Origin of the sequence: Megasphaera indica (assembly GCF_046614755.1) — a bacterium.
Taxonomy (GTDB): Bacteria; Bacillota; Negativicutes; order Veillonellales; family Megasphaeraceae; genus Megasphaera; species Megasphaera intestinihominis.
Genome location: NZ_JBKKJR010000006.1, coordinates 86821 through 101709, shown reverse-complemented (window position 1 = coordinate 101709; position 14889 = coordinate 86821). Strand labels below are relative to the sequence as shown.

14 protein-coding genes and 1 CRISPR repeat array are annotated in these 14889 nt (G+C 55.1%); of the genes, 11 read left to right on the top strand and 3 right to left on the bottom strand.

Annotation, left to right across the window (positions count from 1 at the left end):
• Positions 1 to 128 precede the first annotated feature (128 nt).
• Positions 129 to 904: direct repeats of the CRISPR family, unit length 32 nt; unit sequence GTCGCACCCTTCACGGGTGCGTGGATTGAAAT.
• Between the two features lie 69 nt (positions 905 to 973).
• From cas4 to cas2, 3 genes are read left to right on the top strand one after another with little or no spacing between them, the layout of a single operon-like run.
• On the top strand, positions 974 to 1630 hold the full coding sequence (gene cas4, locus ACFCTO_RS05035; protein WP_292302342.1) for a CRISPR-associated protein Cas4: 657 nt from the start codon (positions 974 to 976) through the stop codon (positions 1628 to 1630).
• 6 nt (positions 1631 to 1636) lie between these two features.
• A complete protein-coding gene (gene cas1c, locus ACFCTO_RS05030) occupies positions 1637 to 2668 on the top strand; it encodes a type I-C CRISPR-associated endonuclease Cas1c (protein ID WP_302485943.1) in 1032 nt (343 codons plus the stop codon).
• Between the two features lie 9 nt (positions 2669 to 2677).
• A complete protein-coding gene (gene cas2 / locus ACFCTO_RS05025; RefSeq protein WP_292301859.1) occupies positions 2678 to 2968 on the top strand; it encodes a CRISPR-associated endonuclease Cas2 in 291 nt (96 codons plus the stop codon).
• Between the two features lie 20 nt (positions 2969 to 2988).
• On the opposite strand, the gene ACFCTO_RS05020 is transcribed toward cas2, so the two are convergent.
• Both ACFCTO_RS05020 and ACFCTO_RS05015 read right to left on the bottom strand, forming a co-directional pair.
• Positions 2989 to 3762, bottom strand: coding sequence for a PhzF family phenazine biosynthesis protein (locus ACFCTO_RS05020; RefSeq protein ID WP_499876481.1), 774 nt, complete (start codon positions 3760 to 3762; stop codon positions 2989 to 2991).
• Positions 3763 to 3950: 188 nt separating this feature from the next.
• A complete protein-coding gene (locus tag ACFCTO_RS05015; protein ID WP_299724150.1) occupies positions 3951 to 5885 on the bottom strand; it encodes an OPT family oligopeptide transporter in 1935 nt (644 codons plus the stop codon).
• A gap of 211 nt (positions 5886 to 6096) precedes the next feature.
• Here ACFCTO_RS05015 and ACFCTO_RS05010 point away from each other — a divergent pair, with 211 nt between their 5' ends.
• The 7 genes from ACFCTO_RS05010 (at position 6097) to galU (ending at position 13346) form a co-directional block, all read left to right on the top strand.
• The gene (locus tag ACFCTO_RS05010; RefSeq protein WP_020311376.1) at positions 6097 to 6879 is read left to right on the top strand and encodes an electron transfer flavoprotein subunit beta/FixA family protein; all 783 of its coding nucleotides are present in this window, start codon (positions 6097 to 6099) and stop codon (positions 6877 to 6879) included.
• A gap of 13 nt (positions 6880 to 6892) precedes the next feature.
• Positions 6893 to 7894 (top strand): electron transfer flavoprotein subunit alpha/FixB family protein, encoded by a 1002-nt coding sequence (locus ACFCTO_RS05005; RefSeq protein ID WP_302485940.1) that lies wholly within the window; start codon positions 6893 to 6895, stop codon positions 7892 to 7894.
• A gap of 246 nt (positions 7895 to 8140) precedes the next feature.
• Positions 8141 to 9427, top strand: coding sequence for a tetratricopeptide repeat protein (locus ACFCTO_RS05000; protein ID WP_370838473.1), 1287 nt, complete (start codon positions 8141 to 8143; stop codon positions 9425 to 9427).
• Positions 9428 to 9454: 27 nt separating this feature from the next.
• Positions 9455 to 9982: a dCTP deaminase gene (gene dcd, locus ACFCTO_RS04995; RefSeq protein WP_292262091.1), complete on the top strand. Its 528-nt coding sequence runs from the start codon at positions 9455 to 9457 to the stop codon at positions 9980 to 9982.
• Between the two features lie 14 nt (positions 9983 to 9996).
• Positions 9997 to 10977: a P1 family peptidase gene (locus ACFCTO_RS04990; protein ID WP_499876480.1), complete on the top strand. Its 981-nt coding sequence runs from the start codon at positions 9997 to 9999 to the stop codon at positions 10975 to 10977.
• 397 nt (positions 10978 to 11374) lie between these two features.
• The gene (gene glf / locus ACFCTO_RS04985; RefSeq protein ID WP_481325135.1) at positions 11375 to 12490 is read left to right on the top strand and encodes a UDP-galactopyranose mutase; all 1116 of its coding nucleotides are present in this window, start codon (positions 11375 to 11377) and stop codon (positions 12488 to 12490) included.
• Positions 12471 to 13346: a UTP--glucose-1-phosphate uridylyltransferase GalU gene (gene galU, locus ACFCTO_RS04980; protein ID WP_298676624.1), complete on the top strand. Its 876-nt coding sequence runs from the start codon at positions 12471 to 12473 to the stop codon at positions 13344 to 13346. The genes glf and galU overlap by 20 nt, the downstream gene beginning before the upstream one ends.
• Before the next feature lie 329 nt (positions 13347 to 13675).
• Here the strand turns inward: galU and tadA are convergent, their stop codons facing one another.
• Positions 13676 to 14131 carry a tRNA adenosine(34) deaminase TadA gene (tadA, locus tag ACFCTO_RS04975; protein WP_294024007.1) on the bottom strand — a complete coding sequence of 152 codons (456 nt, stop codon included), beginning with the start codon at positions 14129 to 14131 and terminating at the stop codon, positions 13676 to 13678.
• Positions 14132 to 14202: 71 nt separating this feature from the next.
• On the opposite strand from tadA, the gene ACFCTO_RS04970 reads away from it, so the two are divergent.
• Entirely contained in the window at positions 14203 to 14865 is a 663-nt protein-coding gene (locus tag ACFCTO_RS04970; RefSeq protein ID WP_020311384.1) for a trimeric intracellular cation channel family protein, read from the top strand.
• Positions 14866 to 14889: the final 24 nt, after the last annotated feature.

Sequence of the window (14889 nt, the reverse complement as noted above, 5' to 3'; positions counted from 1 at the left end):
TGACTATGAAAAATTATATGCAAACTACAAGAAAAAGGCAGCTTTGATTGCTGGATAACTGATTGATAGAAACCTCAATTTAATTTGTACTCAAACTTGACATAGGACCAATAACAGCCCCATGTTGAGTCGCACCCTTCACGGGTGCGTGGATTGAAATTAAGAATAACCGGCATGAAAAACACGTATAATAATGTCGCACCCTTCACGGGTGCGTGGATTGAAATTCCGTACTATCACGAATCACCATAAGAAAATCATGGTCGCACCCTTCACGGGTGCGTGGATTGAAATACTTGTGGGAAGCTTGGGTCTGGAACATTAGATGAGTCGCACCCTTCACGGGTGCGTGGATTGAAATGGGATGGAGACTACACTGAGGCCAAGCTGGTCTGCAAGTCGCACCCTTCACGGGTGCGTGGATTGAAATAGCGCAAGACCTCTTGAAAGGCGACCGTGTCGTCGTGTCGCACCCTTCACGGGTGCGTGGATTGAAATAATCTGGCAATCCTGAAAGTTTTCAATTGGCGTGTAGTCGCACCCTTCACGGGTGCGTGGATTGAAATACGCAGATCGGGGAAGAAGCGGCGGCCGCGGCTGGTTGCACCCTTTACGGGTGCGTGGATTGAAATGTCCCAGGCGTTTTTCTTGCGGACGATTTTCTCGCCCGTCGCACCCTTCACGGGTGCGTGGATTGAAATACCCGTATTATCCTGCCCGATGGGTCCAATGTGAAGTCGCACCCTTCACGGGTGCGTGGATTGAAATAACGGTGCCTCCCATCTGCCTCATGATCGTCCTCGGGTCGCACCCTTCACGGGTGCGTGGATTGAAATTGCGTACCTGCGCCGTGGTTGTCTGTGAACATGGCAGTCGCACCCTTCATGGGTGCGTGGATTAAAATATGATATAATTAAATTATAAGGTACTTATGGATGTGAATATTACAGAATACTGAAAGGAGGCGTTTTTCATGGAATATGCTGAAGATGATTTTTTGATGATATCGGGGATACAACATTTTTCTTTTTGTCCGAGACAATGGGCCTTAATTCACATAGACCAAGTTTGGGCTGAAAATGTTAAGACGATGGAAGGTAACATTATTCATGAAAATTGTCATAATCCAGATTTTGTGGAGAAACGCGGAGAGCTTCTTGTTTCCCGGGGGATGAGGATATCTTCGAGAACGTTAGGGGTAACTGGGCAATGTGATGTGGTAGAATTTCGTCAAAATAATGCTGGCTGTTATTTATACGGACAGAAAGGGGTATGGCAGCCTTTTCCCATTGAATATAAACGAGGAAAATCCAAGGATATAGATGCAGATCGGCTTCAGCTTTGCTGTCAAGCTATGTGTCTGACAGAAATGTTAGGAGTGCCTATTTCAGAAGGGGCTGTGTACTATCATGAAACTCATCGAAGAGAAACGGTTTCATTGACAGAAGAGTTATGTCATGAAGTTAGAGAAATGTTGGCACAAATGCATGATTATTTTCGACGCGGCTATATTCCTAAAGTTCGTCCTAGAAAGGGATGCCCCAGTTGTTCCTTGAAAGAACTTTGTCTGCCTGTTATTTGTAAAAAGAAATCAGCTCGTCCCTATTACGATACTATGTTGGGAGAGTGACGAAATATGAGAAAATTGTTGAATACATTATATATCATGACTCCGGAAACGTATTTAGCGTTAGAAAATGACAATGTTATCGTTTTAATGGATGAAAATGTGATGGGAAAATTTCCTCTTCATACATTGGAGCAGATTGTTTATTTCGGTTATAAAGGCGCGTCGCCAGCCTTAATGGGAGAATGTGCCAGAAGAAATATAGGGCTTTGCTTTTATCGCCAGAGTGGTAGATTTTTAGCTAGGGTAGTGGGAACGACTCAGGGAAATGTATTACTGCGGAAGAAACAATACCGTTGTTCCGATGATGAAGAGCAAAGCTGTCAAATTGCCAGGTATTTTATGGTAGGGAAAATTTTCAATGCCCGCAGTGTGCTGGAAAGGGCCAAGCGGGATCATCCGTTGAGTGTTGATGTCCAGACCATAAAAGAAATCAGCGCATCGTTACTTCATTTGGCTAACGCGGCTAGAACGTGTTGTGATTTAGATAGCTTGCGAGGTTATGAAGGAGAGGCGGCCAGTCTATACTTTTCTGTATTTGACCGTCTGATATTACAGAATAAGGAAGTCTTTTCTTTTGAACAACGAATCAAACGGCCTCCTAAAGACCCTGTCAATACGCTGCTTTCTTTTTGTTATACTATTTTGGCTAATGATTGCGCGTCTGCGTTGGAATCTACTGGGCTGGATGCATATGTAGGATTCCTGCATCGTGACCGTCCGGGAAGAGCTTCGCTCGCGTTAGACTTGATGGAAGAATTGCGCAGTATCTATGCAGATCGGTTTGTATTGACATTGATCAATAATCGTAAAATAAACGCCAGTGCCTTTGAACGACAAGAAAATGGGGCTGTATTATTGAACGACAAGGGCCGTAAAATTTTTCTTACTGACTGGCAGAACCGTAAGAAAGAGTTAATCAGGCACCCCTTTTTAGAAGAAAAAATTCCCTGGGGCTTGGTTCCATTTGTTCAAGCTCAACTATTGGCGCGGGTCTTACGTGGCGATTTAGATGTGTATCCGGCTTTTTTGTGGAAATGAGATGAGTATATGTTGGTATTAGTGACCTACGATGTGAGCACACAAGATGATAATGGAAAAAGAAGGCTGCATCAGGTGGCCAAGCAGTGCGAGAAATACGGTCAGCGTGTGCAGAACTCTGTGTTCGAGTGCCTGCTGCAACCTGATGAATTAGTTATGTTGAAACATCGGTTACTGAAAATCATGGATGAAGATAAAGATAGCATCCGATTCTATAATCTCGGTAAAAAATACCAGTCAAAAATCGAGCACTATGGAGTTAAAGAAGCATATGATCCGGAAGAAATACTGATTTTGTGAAATAGTATCGAATAATCTTTTTAAATCTTCAAATCCGATTCTGCATAGAGAGCCGCATAGCCAGCCAGGGCGATGCGGCCTTTTTCTATGTGGCAATAGAGTTCGCCGCCCCGTTTCGAGGCCTGGTAGGCGACGAGGTCGATTTTGCCGAGTTTGGCTGACATGACGGGGATGATGTGACAATGGCCGCTGCCGCAGACCGGGTCTTCCGGGACGGCGAGTTTCGGCGCAAAGGACCGGCTGACCGTGTCGTATTTGCTGCCTTTGGCCGTGATGTTGCAGAGCAGGCCGTCGAGTTGCTTGAGTTTGGCCATGTCAGGCTGGCAGTGGATGACGTCTCCTTCGTCGGCCAGGACGCAGAGCAGGTCGCGGGAGAGGTAGGCTTCGACGGGGCGGACGCCCAGGGCTTCTTCCATGGCGTCTGTGACCGGGACGGGTTTCAGGTCATAGGCTGGGAAATCCATGGAGAAGCGGTCGCTGTCACGGGTGACGATCAGTTCGCCGCTGAGGGTTTGGAAGACGTAGCGGCTGGCGTCGGGTTCGACGAAATGGGCCAGGACATAAGCCGTCCCCAGGGTCGCATGGCCGCAGAGGTCGATTTCACCGCCCGGCGTGAACCAGCGCAGGTGCCAGTGATCGCCTTCTTTGACGGTAAAGGCCGTTTCGGATAAGCTGTTTTCCATGGCAATGTGCTGCATCAGTTCGTCAGGCAGCCACTGGTCCAGGACGCAGACGGCGGCCGGGTTTCCTTTGAAGATTTCCTTGGTAAAAGCGTCGACAATGTAACATTTCATAGGACAGACCTCCTTTTTAGTCATCGTATCACAGCTTGACTGGACTGGCAATGAGGGGCATGGTATAATTTTACTCAGAAAGATTTTACTCAGAAACTTTTTAGTCAAAATGTTCTGTGTAAAAATGTTTTTAGTTTGTAGTTTGCAGAAAAAGGGCTTATCGCACATGCGATAAGCCTTTTTAATATTTATACTTTCTTGACCTTGCAGGCTACGGTGTAGATGACGGCACACATGACTAAGTAGGCGACGATGCCGAGGTAAGTGGCTCCCGGCGTGACGACCCAGTCTTTGAGGAACCAGTCGATGCCGCCGATGTGCAGGACGGCGCTGATGAGGCTGCCGATGGCGCCGCCGGCGACGAAGCCTGAAGCGACGGTGCTGCCTTCACTGAGGCGCAGGGCGTTGAGGGCGTCGTCTTTGCTGCTGTGGGAGACGAAGTACGATACGAGGCCGCCGATGAGGACAGGCGTGTTGATTTCCATGGGCAGGTAGGCGCCGAGGGCAAAGGCCAGGGGCGGGACCTTCATCATCCACAAGAGGAAGGCGAAGAAGGCACCGGCCATGTACAGCGGCCAGGGAGCGGCACCGCCGTCCATCATGGGTTTGACGATGGCTGCCATGGCGTTGGCCTGCGGCGCTGCCAGGGCGCCCGATCCCGTGTAGCCGTAGGCGTGGTCGAGGAGGAAGATGACGCCGACAGCGATGAAGCTGGAGACGATGATGGACAGGATCTGCCACTGCTGCATCTTCTTCGGCGTTGCCCCGGTCAGGTAGGCGACTTTCAGTTCCGACATGAAGTTGCCGGCTACGGCCAGGGTCGAGCAGAGGAAGGCGGCCATGAGCAGGATGGCGATGATGCCGGAGCTGCCGCTCATGCCGGCATTGCCCATGAAGACGGCCGAGACGATGATCATGAAGATGGTCATGCCCGAAACGGGTTCGTTCCCCGTAAAGGCGATGGAGCTGATGCCGACGACGGAGAGGAGGAACGAGAAGATGAGGATGATCGCCCCGGCCAGCAGGGTCTGGGTGATGTTCTGCGAGCAGGTGACGTGGAAGAAGAGCGTGAACAGGGCGCACATGGCCAGGGTTCCCGTGACAATCTGGCTCATGGGCAGGTCCTGCTGGGTCCGCAGGAGGCCGGCCGATGAAGCCGGGCCCGACGTGAACAGGTCCGAAGCGGCCCGGCGGATGACCCGGCCGACGACGCCGGACATGGAGACCAGGCCGATGATGCCGGCCATGGCCAGCATGCCGATGCCGATGTGACGGACGTACTGCGAGAAGACGGCGTCGATCGGCGCATCGGCCAGGAGGACGGCCTGGCCGTGGAGGGTCATGACGTGTTCGCCGCCGAGGTAGTAGACGACGGGGATGCAGACGAACCACGAGAAGAACGAGCCCGCTGCGATGATAGCCGCGTAGCGCAGGCCCGTGAAGTAGCCGATGCCCAGGAGGGCGGCGTCGTTATCCAGGCTGAAAGCCAGCTTGTATTTCGCCGCCGCGGCCTGGCCCCAGGAGAAGGTCAGCGTCGACAGGACTTCCTGCCACCAGCCCAGGGTGTTGAGGACGAAGTCATAGGCCATGGCCAGGAGACCGCTGAAGACCATGACATGGGCCTTGGAACCGCCGTTGCAGCTGAGGACTTCGGCAGCGGCCCGGCCGGACGGGAAGGGGTAAGCCGCATCCATTTCTTCACAGAAGTAGCGGCGGAACGTCGTCGCCAGGAGGACGCCCAGGACGCCGCCGAGGACGATGGGGATGACCATTTCCGTATAGGTCAGCTGGCTGTCGAGCTGCAAGATGAACAGGGCCGGCAGGATGAACATGACGCCGCCGATGATGTTGGTCCCGGCGCTGGCGATGGCCTGGATGTGGACCGTTTCCGGGAAGGCATTCTTGCGCTTGAAGAGGACGGCCATGCCCATGGCCAGGACGGAGACGGGCGCAAAGGCATCGACGGTCTGGCCGATTTTCAGGCAGAGATAGCCGACGGCCAGGGAGAAGAGGGCGGCGAAGAACAGCCCCCAGCCGACGACATAAGCATTGATTTCAACGTAATTCTGGTCCGGAGACATGGGCGGATCATAAGGGCGCCGCTCCGGATGGGATTCAGACATGATAAAAACCTCCTAAAAGTATAAAGATTAGCTGGAAAATCAAACGATTAACCTATTTAATACTATTTAATTTTAAAAGAATAGCCTAGGGCTGTCAATGGGAAGATACGTTAGATATAGATTTTGTAAATAAAAATAATTATCCGTTGATAAATTGTTGAATATGGAGTATAATAGGTGACATAAGAAGACGAAAAAAGGAGGCTTACTTATGAATATTGTAGTTTTGGTAAAGCAGGTTCCTGCGATTTCGGATATTGAAATCGCCAAAGACAACAACTTGGTCCGTGTCGGCGCTCCGTCGATGCTCAACCCGGTTGATAAACACGCTATCGAAGCGGCCGTAGCCGTCAAGGATGCCATCGGTGGTACGGTGACGATCCTGACCATGGGCAACGCCCTGGCTGGTGAAATGATGCGTGACGGCATTGCTATCGGTGCCGATAAAGGTGTCCTCGTCTCGGACGAACGCATGGCTGGCTCCGATACGCTGGCAACGGGCCTGGTATTGGCCAAGGCCATTGAAAAATTGGGCGGTGCCGACCTGGTCTTCACGGGCAAGCGCTCGACGGATGGCGATACGGGGCAGATCCCGCCGGCTATTGCCCAGCGTTTGGGTATGGCCCTCATTTCCTATGCCAATTCGGTCAGTGTCGACGGCACGACGGTAACGGCTACGCGCCTGAACCACGACGGCATTGAAACGGTACAGGCTCAGCTCCCGGCTGTCGTCTCGGTTACGGAAAAGAGCAATACGCCGCGTTCTCCGAAGATCCGCGGCAAGATGGCTGCCAAGAAAGCCGTCTTCGATGTCTGGAAAGTGGAAGACCTGGGCCTCGATGCAGCAAGTGTCGGGAAATCTGGTTCGGCGACGAAAGTCACGGAACTCTTCGCACCGGAACCGAATCCGGTCGGCGTCATGATCGAAGGCGCTACGCCGGCAGACGCTGCGGCTAATCTCGTCAAAGAACTGACTGCCAAGAACTTGCTGTAAGGAGGGCTGAATTATGGAATTGAAACAGAATATCTGCGTATATATAGAAATCGTCGGCGGTGCCCTGAGCCCGCTGAGCATCGAATTGTTGGGCAAAGCCCGTCAGCTGGCCGATGCCAAGGGCAAACAGGTCGTCGCCTTCGTCGCCGGTGCCGATACGGCCAAAGCCAGCCAGGAAGCCATTTCCTATGGCGCTGATGCCGTCGTCGCTGTCGAAGACAGTGTCCTGGCTGCCTACGATTCCGTCTTGTACACCAAAGCTATCGCCGCTTTGGCTGAAAAATATGAACCCAGCGTCATCCTCATCGGCGGTTCGCCTGATGGCCGTGACCTCGGCGGCCGCCTGTCGGCTCAGCTCGGCGTCGGCCTGGTCGCAGACTGCACGGACGTCCGCTTTGAAGGCGATGACGATACGCTGACCTGGATCCGTCCGGCTTATACGGGCAAGCTCTTCGTCAAGATCCAGACGACGACGCGCCCCCAGCTGGCTACCATCAGCGACAAGATTTTCCACGGCACGCCGGCTGACCCGGCCCGGAAAGGCGAAATCATCAAAGAAAGCGTCGACTTCGCCGGTGCCGCTCCGTCCGTCAAAGTGACGAACTTTGAACCGGTCGAAAAAGAAGCGGAAGAACTGACCATCACGACGGCCGATATCGTCGTCGGTGCCGGCCGCGGCGTCCAGACCGAAGACGGCATGAAAGCCGTTCAGGCCTTTGCCCAGCGCATCGGCGCAGCCTTCGGCGTATCCAAGCCCCTCGTCGACAAAGAATGGGCTCCCTATGAATGGCAGATCGGCATTACAGGCAAGAAAATCGCTCCGAAGATTTACATCGCCCTGGGCATTTCCGGCGCCATCCAGCACAAACTCGGCATCCAGGACGCCGGCCTCATCATTGCCGTCAATAAAGACCCGGACGCACCGATCTTCAAATTCGCTCACTACGGCATCGTAGGCGACCTCTTTGAAGTCATGCCGGAACTGGAAAAACAAATTAAAAAGATCCGTGGCTAGCAGTCAGCAGTTAGCCACTAACCACTAGTAGCACGGATTTTGTAGGGGTCGCACGTGGGCGACCCGTTCGGGATTTGGATGGCTCTTCGAGCAAACTGGTTGGGACATCATACATATTTCGGAGCGGGCGCCCCACGTGGGCGCCCCTACAGAAAATAGGCTGTCGCACATGCGACAGCTTATTTTTTATGGTATAATACCCTTATCATATACGAAAATGTTGTGAAAAAATACGGAGGTGGTTCCATGGATTCTTTTGCTGCCCGCCAGGCCTGCCGCGACGGCCGCTATGACGAGGTACTGGCTATGTATGGCAAGGCGGCACCGGACCGGTCTTGGACGTGTTGGGATTATTATTACTATGCCTATGCCCTGCGCAAGACGAAGCAGTACAAGAAGGGGCGGGAAATCGCCCGGGCCGGCATGATTGCCTTCCCCGATTTCGTCAATCTCCACGGGATTTACTGCTGGTGCCTCTATTATTTATATATCCAGAAATTCGATGAACGGACGCAGGCACCGGAGGATTTCCGTCGCGCCGTCGACGCCATCTTGAAATACAGTCAGCAAGGGCCGTATACGCCGTATGCCCTGGCCGTGTGGCGCATGGTCGATGTCCTCAAGAACCAGCCCGGTCAGGCCGGACTGATGGGGTCCTATTTGCGCCGCCTCGACCCGGACCAGCTGCCGGACCAAGAGAAGACCGTGACTTTGAAGGGGCGGGAACGGGTCATTGCCTCGGACCGGGAGCGCTGGTATTCCCTCATGAGCCGCATCCTGGTCAAGGAAGAGAAGTACGACGACTGCATCACCTTGTGCCGGCAGGCCCTGAACTATTTTCCTCAGCTCCATCACGACAACGACATCTGGTTTTCTTACCGCATTGCCCTCTGCCTGCTGCGCCAGGGCCGCGTCGGGGAAGGGCGGCAGCGCCTGGAGAACCTGCTGAAGTACAAGCAGCACTGGATTCTTTTCCGGGGCCTGTTCTTTGCCGCCCAGGCCGAGGGCGACAGCGCGGCCATGCGCCGCTATGGGGCGTCGGCCTTCCTGGCTGGCGGCGAGTTCAAGGCCAAGGTCAATTTCATGGTCCAGTTCGCCCAGGCTTTGGAGAATATGGGCGGTTATGAGAAGATGGCCTATTTCCATTACCTCCTGGCCAAACGGGTCCGCATGGACCAGCATTGGAAGGTCAAGGCCGAACTCCTGGCCAAGACCGACAGCTATGCTTTTCCCGAACCGGACCGGCAGGAGCTGATGGACGGGCTCCATGGTTTCTGGATGGACGAGAAGCATGCCGGCCAGACGCGCCACAAGGGGACCATCGAAAAAATCCTGCCCGGCAGCAAGGCCGGCTTCCTGCGGGAATACGGCGGCAATCAGTATTATTTCCGTACCGCTTCGCTGTACCGCGTCCGCCCGGAGGAAGGGGAGAAGGTCACGTTCTATGTAGAGGACTTCTTTGAGACAGGGAAAGAAAAACCGGCTCATCGCGCCGTGGACATCGAACCGGTTTTGCTATATGATAAGAAGTGAATTTACTAGAGAAAGTGAGTGGCACTCATGATTTTATCAGGCAAGGAAATTGTCAAGCATTTAGGTAAGGAAATCATCATTGAACCTTTCCATCCGGAACGGGTCAATCCCAATAGCTATAACCTGTCTTTGCACAATGAACTGATGGTCTATGACCACCAAGAACTGGATATGGCCAAGCCCAATCCGGCATCGACCATTTATATCCCCAAGTCGGGCTACGTCTTGCAGCCTAACAAGCTCTATCTGGGCCGGACCAATGAATATACCCGGACTGACGGCTATATCCCCATGCTCGAAGGCCGGTCGTCCGTCGGCCGCCTGGGCGTCTTCATCCACGTCACGGCTGGCTTCGGCGACGTCGGTTTTGCCGGTTACTGGACGCTGGAAATCTTCTGTGTCCAGCCCATCCGCATCTATCCGAACGTGGAAATCTGCCAGATCTACTATCACGATATCGACGGCGAATACGATACGTATCAGCACGGCAAGTACCAGAACAATACGGGTATCCAGCCCAGTATGCTCTGGAAAGACTTTGAAAAGATGAAATAAAGGGAAGTGTCTTCATGAAAGAAATAGATATGTTAGCCATGGCCCGGACGAACGGTTTCCGCCTGGGCAATGCCCAGGACCGCCAGGGCGGCACGGGCTGCACAGTCCTCGTGTTCCCGGAAAGTGCGCCCTGTGCTGTCGACGTCCGCGGCGGCGGCCCGGCCAGCCGGGAATCGGAACTGCTCAGTCCTATGGCGGCTGCGTCGGGCATCCACGCCATCCTGCTCAGCGGCGGCAGTGCCTTTGGCCTCAATGCCTCGGCTGGCGTCATGCAGTATTTGGAAGAACAGCACATCGGCTTCGATACGCGCATCTGCAAGGTGCCCCTCGTCGTCGAATCGTGCATCTATGATCTGGGCTGCGGCGACAATGTCCGCCCTGACGCCGCCATGGGCTATGTGGCCTGCCAGGCGTCGGAAAGTGGGGACTTCCGCCAAGGCTGTTACGGTGCCGGTACGGGGGCGACGGTCGGCAAGCTCTGCGGCCCGGACTATATGATGAAATCCGGCCTCGGCGCCTATGCCGTCCAGGTCGGCGACCTTCAGGTCGGTGCCGTCGTCGCCGTCAATGCCGTCGGCGATGTCCTCGACGAAAACGGCCAGATTCTGGCCGGTATGCGCAGCCGCGATGGCCAGGGTTTTGCCGATACGCGGCGGGTCATGCTCGAAGAAGCCGGCCAGACGCCGACCCTCTTTTCCCAGCGCGCCGTCGGGACGACGACCAATACGACTATCGGTGCCGTCGTCACCAATGGGCAGTTCGACAAGGCTCAGCTGAAAAAAATCGCCGCCCTCGGCAGCAACGGCCTCGTCCGGACCATCCGTCCTGTCAATACGACGGCTGACGGCGATTCTCTCTATGCCGCCAGTGTCGGCAGCGTTTCGGCCGAATTGAGCCTGACCGGGACCATCGCCGCCTACGTCGTCGAACAGGCCATCCGCCGCGCCGTCCGCCAGGCCGAAAGTATGTACGGCGTGCCGGCCTGCGGTTCATGATATGGGATTCCCACAAGCGGGCCGCCTAGCCACAGCTGTCCGTTTTGGCAACCGTCTTGCGCCTCTCGTTGGTCGGCACCTGACGGGTCGGAATGGCTTGAGACGGCCCATGCGGATTATGCCTCCCATAATAGGGGAGGTGGCCGTAAGGCCGGAGAGGTTGCCTTGAAAACCGCTCAGTCAGCTGCGCTGACAGCTCTCCTATCAGGGGAGCCACAAGCGGGCCGCCCGCCACGGCTGTCCGTTCTGGCAGCGGTCCTGCGCCTTCCGTTGGTCGGCACCTGACGGGCCAAAAAAGCTTAGGACGGCCCCTACGAAGCGACCTGCGACCTGCGGCCTGCGACCTGCGAATCTGGGATTCCCGCAGGCCATTAATAACGAAATGAGGAACTAAATTATGTACGATTACGTCATCGTCGGCAGCGGCCTCTTTGGCTGTGTCTTTGCCCACGAGATGCATCAGGCCGGCCAACAGTGCCTGGTCCTGGAACGGCGGGACCATGTCGGCGGCAATGTCTATTGTGAAGAGAAGGACGGCATCCATATCCATCGCTATGGTGCCCACATTTTCCATACGTCGGACCGCCGGGTCTGGGACTATGTCAATCAGTTCGTCGAATTCAATCATTTTATCAATGCGCCCATTGCCAATTATAAAGGCGAACTGTACAATCTGCCTTTCAATATGAATACCTTTGCCAAGATGTGGGGCATCATCACGCCGGAACAGGCGGCGGCCAAGATCGAAGGCCAGCGCCGGGCGGCAGGGATTACGGAGCCTAAGAATCTGGAAGAACAGGCCATTTCCCTCATCGGCACGGATATTTATACGAAACTGATCAAAGGCTATACGGAAAAGCAGTGGGGCCGGAGCTGTACGGATTTGCCGGCGTTCATCATCAAGCGCTTGCCCGTGCGCTATACTTTCGACAATAATTATTTCGACGACTGCTGGCAGGGCATCCCCCGAGGGGGCTACAATGTCCTCATCGACGCCCTCCTGGAAGGCATCGAAGTGCGGACTGGTGTCGATTATAACCGCGAACGGGCATCGTACCTGGATATAGCCCGCAAAGTCGTCTATACCGGTCCCATTGACGAGTATTTCGGCTACCGCCTGGGCCATCTGGCCTATCGGGGTCTGCATTTTGAAACGCAACGTTATAACGAGGTCAACCATCAAGGTGTGGCCGTCATGAACTATACCGACCGGGAAACACCGTATACGCGTACGATTGAACACAAGCATTTTGAATTTGGCAGGCAGCCTGTGACGTATGTCACCAAGGAATACCCGGCTGAATGGCAGGCCGGCGAAGAAGCCTATTATCCTGTCAACGATGCGGTGAACCAGAATTTATACCATAAATATGCGGCCTTAGCCCGCCATGAACGCAATGTTATATTCGGCGGCCGACTGGCTGAATATACGTATTACGACATGGACGATGTCATCGCCGGCGCCCTGGCTGCTGTAGAAAAGGAAGGATACCATGCAGAAACGAATTCGTAAGGCCGTCATCCCGGCGGCAGGCTATGGGACGCGCTTTTTGCCGGTCACCAAGGCCATCCCTAAGGAAATGATCCCCATTGTCGACAAACCGGTCATCCAGTACATCGTTGAAGAAGCCCTGCAGAGCGGCATCGAAGAAATCCTCATCATCACGGGCCACGGCAAGCGGGCCATTGAAGACCATTTCGATACCAATATCGACCTGGAGCTGCAACTGCGCCAGCAGGGGAAGGACCAGCTGCTGCACCTGGTCCAGGACATTTCGTCCATCAATATCCATTATATCCGTCAGAAGCACATGCGCGGCCTGGGCGATGCCATCCGCTGTGCCGAATCGTTCATCGATAACGAGCCCTTTGCCGTCCTTTTGGGCGACGACGTCGTCTACAATCCTGAGCAGCCGGCGCTGAAACAGATGATGGATGCCTTCAGCCGCCTGGGGGCTACTATGCTCGGCTGTCAGGAAGTGCCGCAGGAACTGGTATCGCGCTACGGCATCGTCCAGGGCCAGCCGACAGACGACGACCGCGTCGTCAAGCTCATCGACATGGTCGAAAAGCCGGCTGTCGACGAAGCGCCGAGCCGCCTGGCCGCATTGGGCCGCTATATCCTGACGCCGGATATCTTTGAAATCCTGCGCCGCGTCCAGCCCGGCAAGGGCGGGGAAATCCAGCTCACCGATGCCCTGCGCCTCATGGCCGACCGGGAAGCGGTCTACGCCTACACCTTCAGCGGTCGCAGCTACGACACGGGCAATAAACTGGGCTTTTTGAAAGCCACCGTCGAATACGCCCTGCGCCGGGAAGACCTGGGCGACGCCTTCCGGGAATACCTGCGCCATAGCCTCCCCGAATAGGGATTAAAAAACCTCTCAGTCAGCTTGCGCTGACAGCTCCCCTATCAGGGGAGCCGCGAGCAGGCCGCCCGCCACGACTGTCCGTTCTGGCAGCGGTCCTGCGCCTTCCGTGGGTCGGCACCTGACGGGCCAGAATGGCTTGAGACGGTCCATGCGGATTATGCCTCCCATAATAGGGGAGGTGGCCGTAAGGCCGGAGAGGTTGCCTTGAAAACCTCTCAGTCAGCTTGCGCTGACAGCTCCCCTATCAGGGGAGCCACGAGCCACAAGCCACGAACCACGAGCCACGAGCCACGAACCACGAGCCACGAGCCACTAGCCACTAGCCACTATCTTTTCCGTCTTTGGCGGAAGAAATCTTTCATGAGGGCCGCACATTCTTCGGCCCGGACGCCGGCTGTGACCTCGGTCCGGTGGTTGAGGCGGTCGTTGTCGACGAGCTGGAAGAGGGAGCGCACGGCACCGGCTTTCGGGTCGTCGCAGCCGTAGACGACGCGGTCCAGGCGGCTGTTGACGATGGCGCCGGCACACATGGGGCACGGTTCGACGGTCACGTAGAGGGTACAGCCTGTCAGGCGCCAGCGATTGAGGGCGCGGCAGGCTTTTTCAATGGCCAGCAGTTCGGCGTGGGCCGTCGCACAGGGCAGGCTTTCGCGCAGGTTATAGGCCCGGGCGACGACTTTCTTTTCATAGACGATGACGGCGCCGATGGGGATTTCTCCGACGGCATAGGCCGTCTTGGCTTCGGCCAGGGCTTTGCCCATATAAAATTCATCTTTAGTCATAGTGGATGGAGTCTCCTTAGCAAAAAAATTTATGTCTATCATAACACGAAAACAGGGAAGGGGAAACTATTATGGATGCCATTTGGTGGCAGATTTTCGACTTATTAGGGACGACGGCCTTTGCCGTATCCGGCGTCTTCGCAGCCATTTCACGGCGCATGGACCTCTTCGGCATCTTCGTCCTCAGTGCGGCGACGGCTGTCGGCGGCGGTATCATCCGCGACATCCTCATCGGCAATATCCCGCCGGCTGCCTTTAAGAACAGTATCTATTTGTGGATCATCCTCGGCTCCATGGCCGTCATCACGATTATCGTCCGCTATTTCAACATCCGCATGTGGCGTCGCGTCGTCGGCAAGCTCTCCATCTGGTATCTCGTCTGCGACGCCATCGGCCTCGGCTCCTTTACGGTTACCGGGACCCTCCTGGGCTGCTTCTATTATCCCGACTACTGGATCCTCGACATCACCCTCGGCGTCCTGACGGCTGTCGGCGGCGGCGTCATCCGCGACGTCCTGGCCGGGCGCATCCCCGGCGTCCTGCGCAAGGAAGTCTATGCGACGGCGTCCCTCCTGGGCAGTATCTTCTTGTACGGCGCCGTCATCCCCTTTGAGGTCCCCTTGGAAGTCGGCGCCATCGTCGCCTTTTCCGTCACCGTCGCCATCCGCCTGGTGGCCATCCGACTGCACCTCAATATCCCAAGGATCCGCCGGGCCCATCATCGGAGGGCGTAGGGCCGCCCCTACAAATTTTCCCAG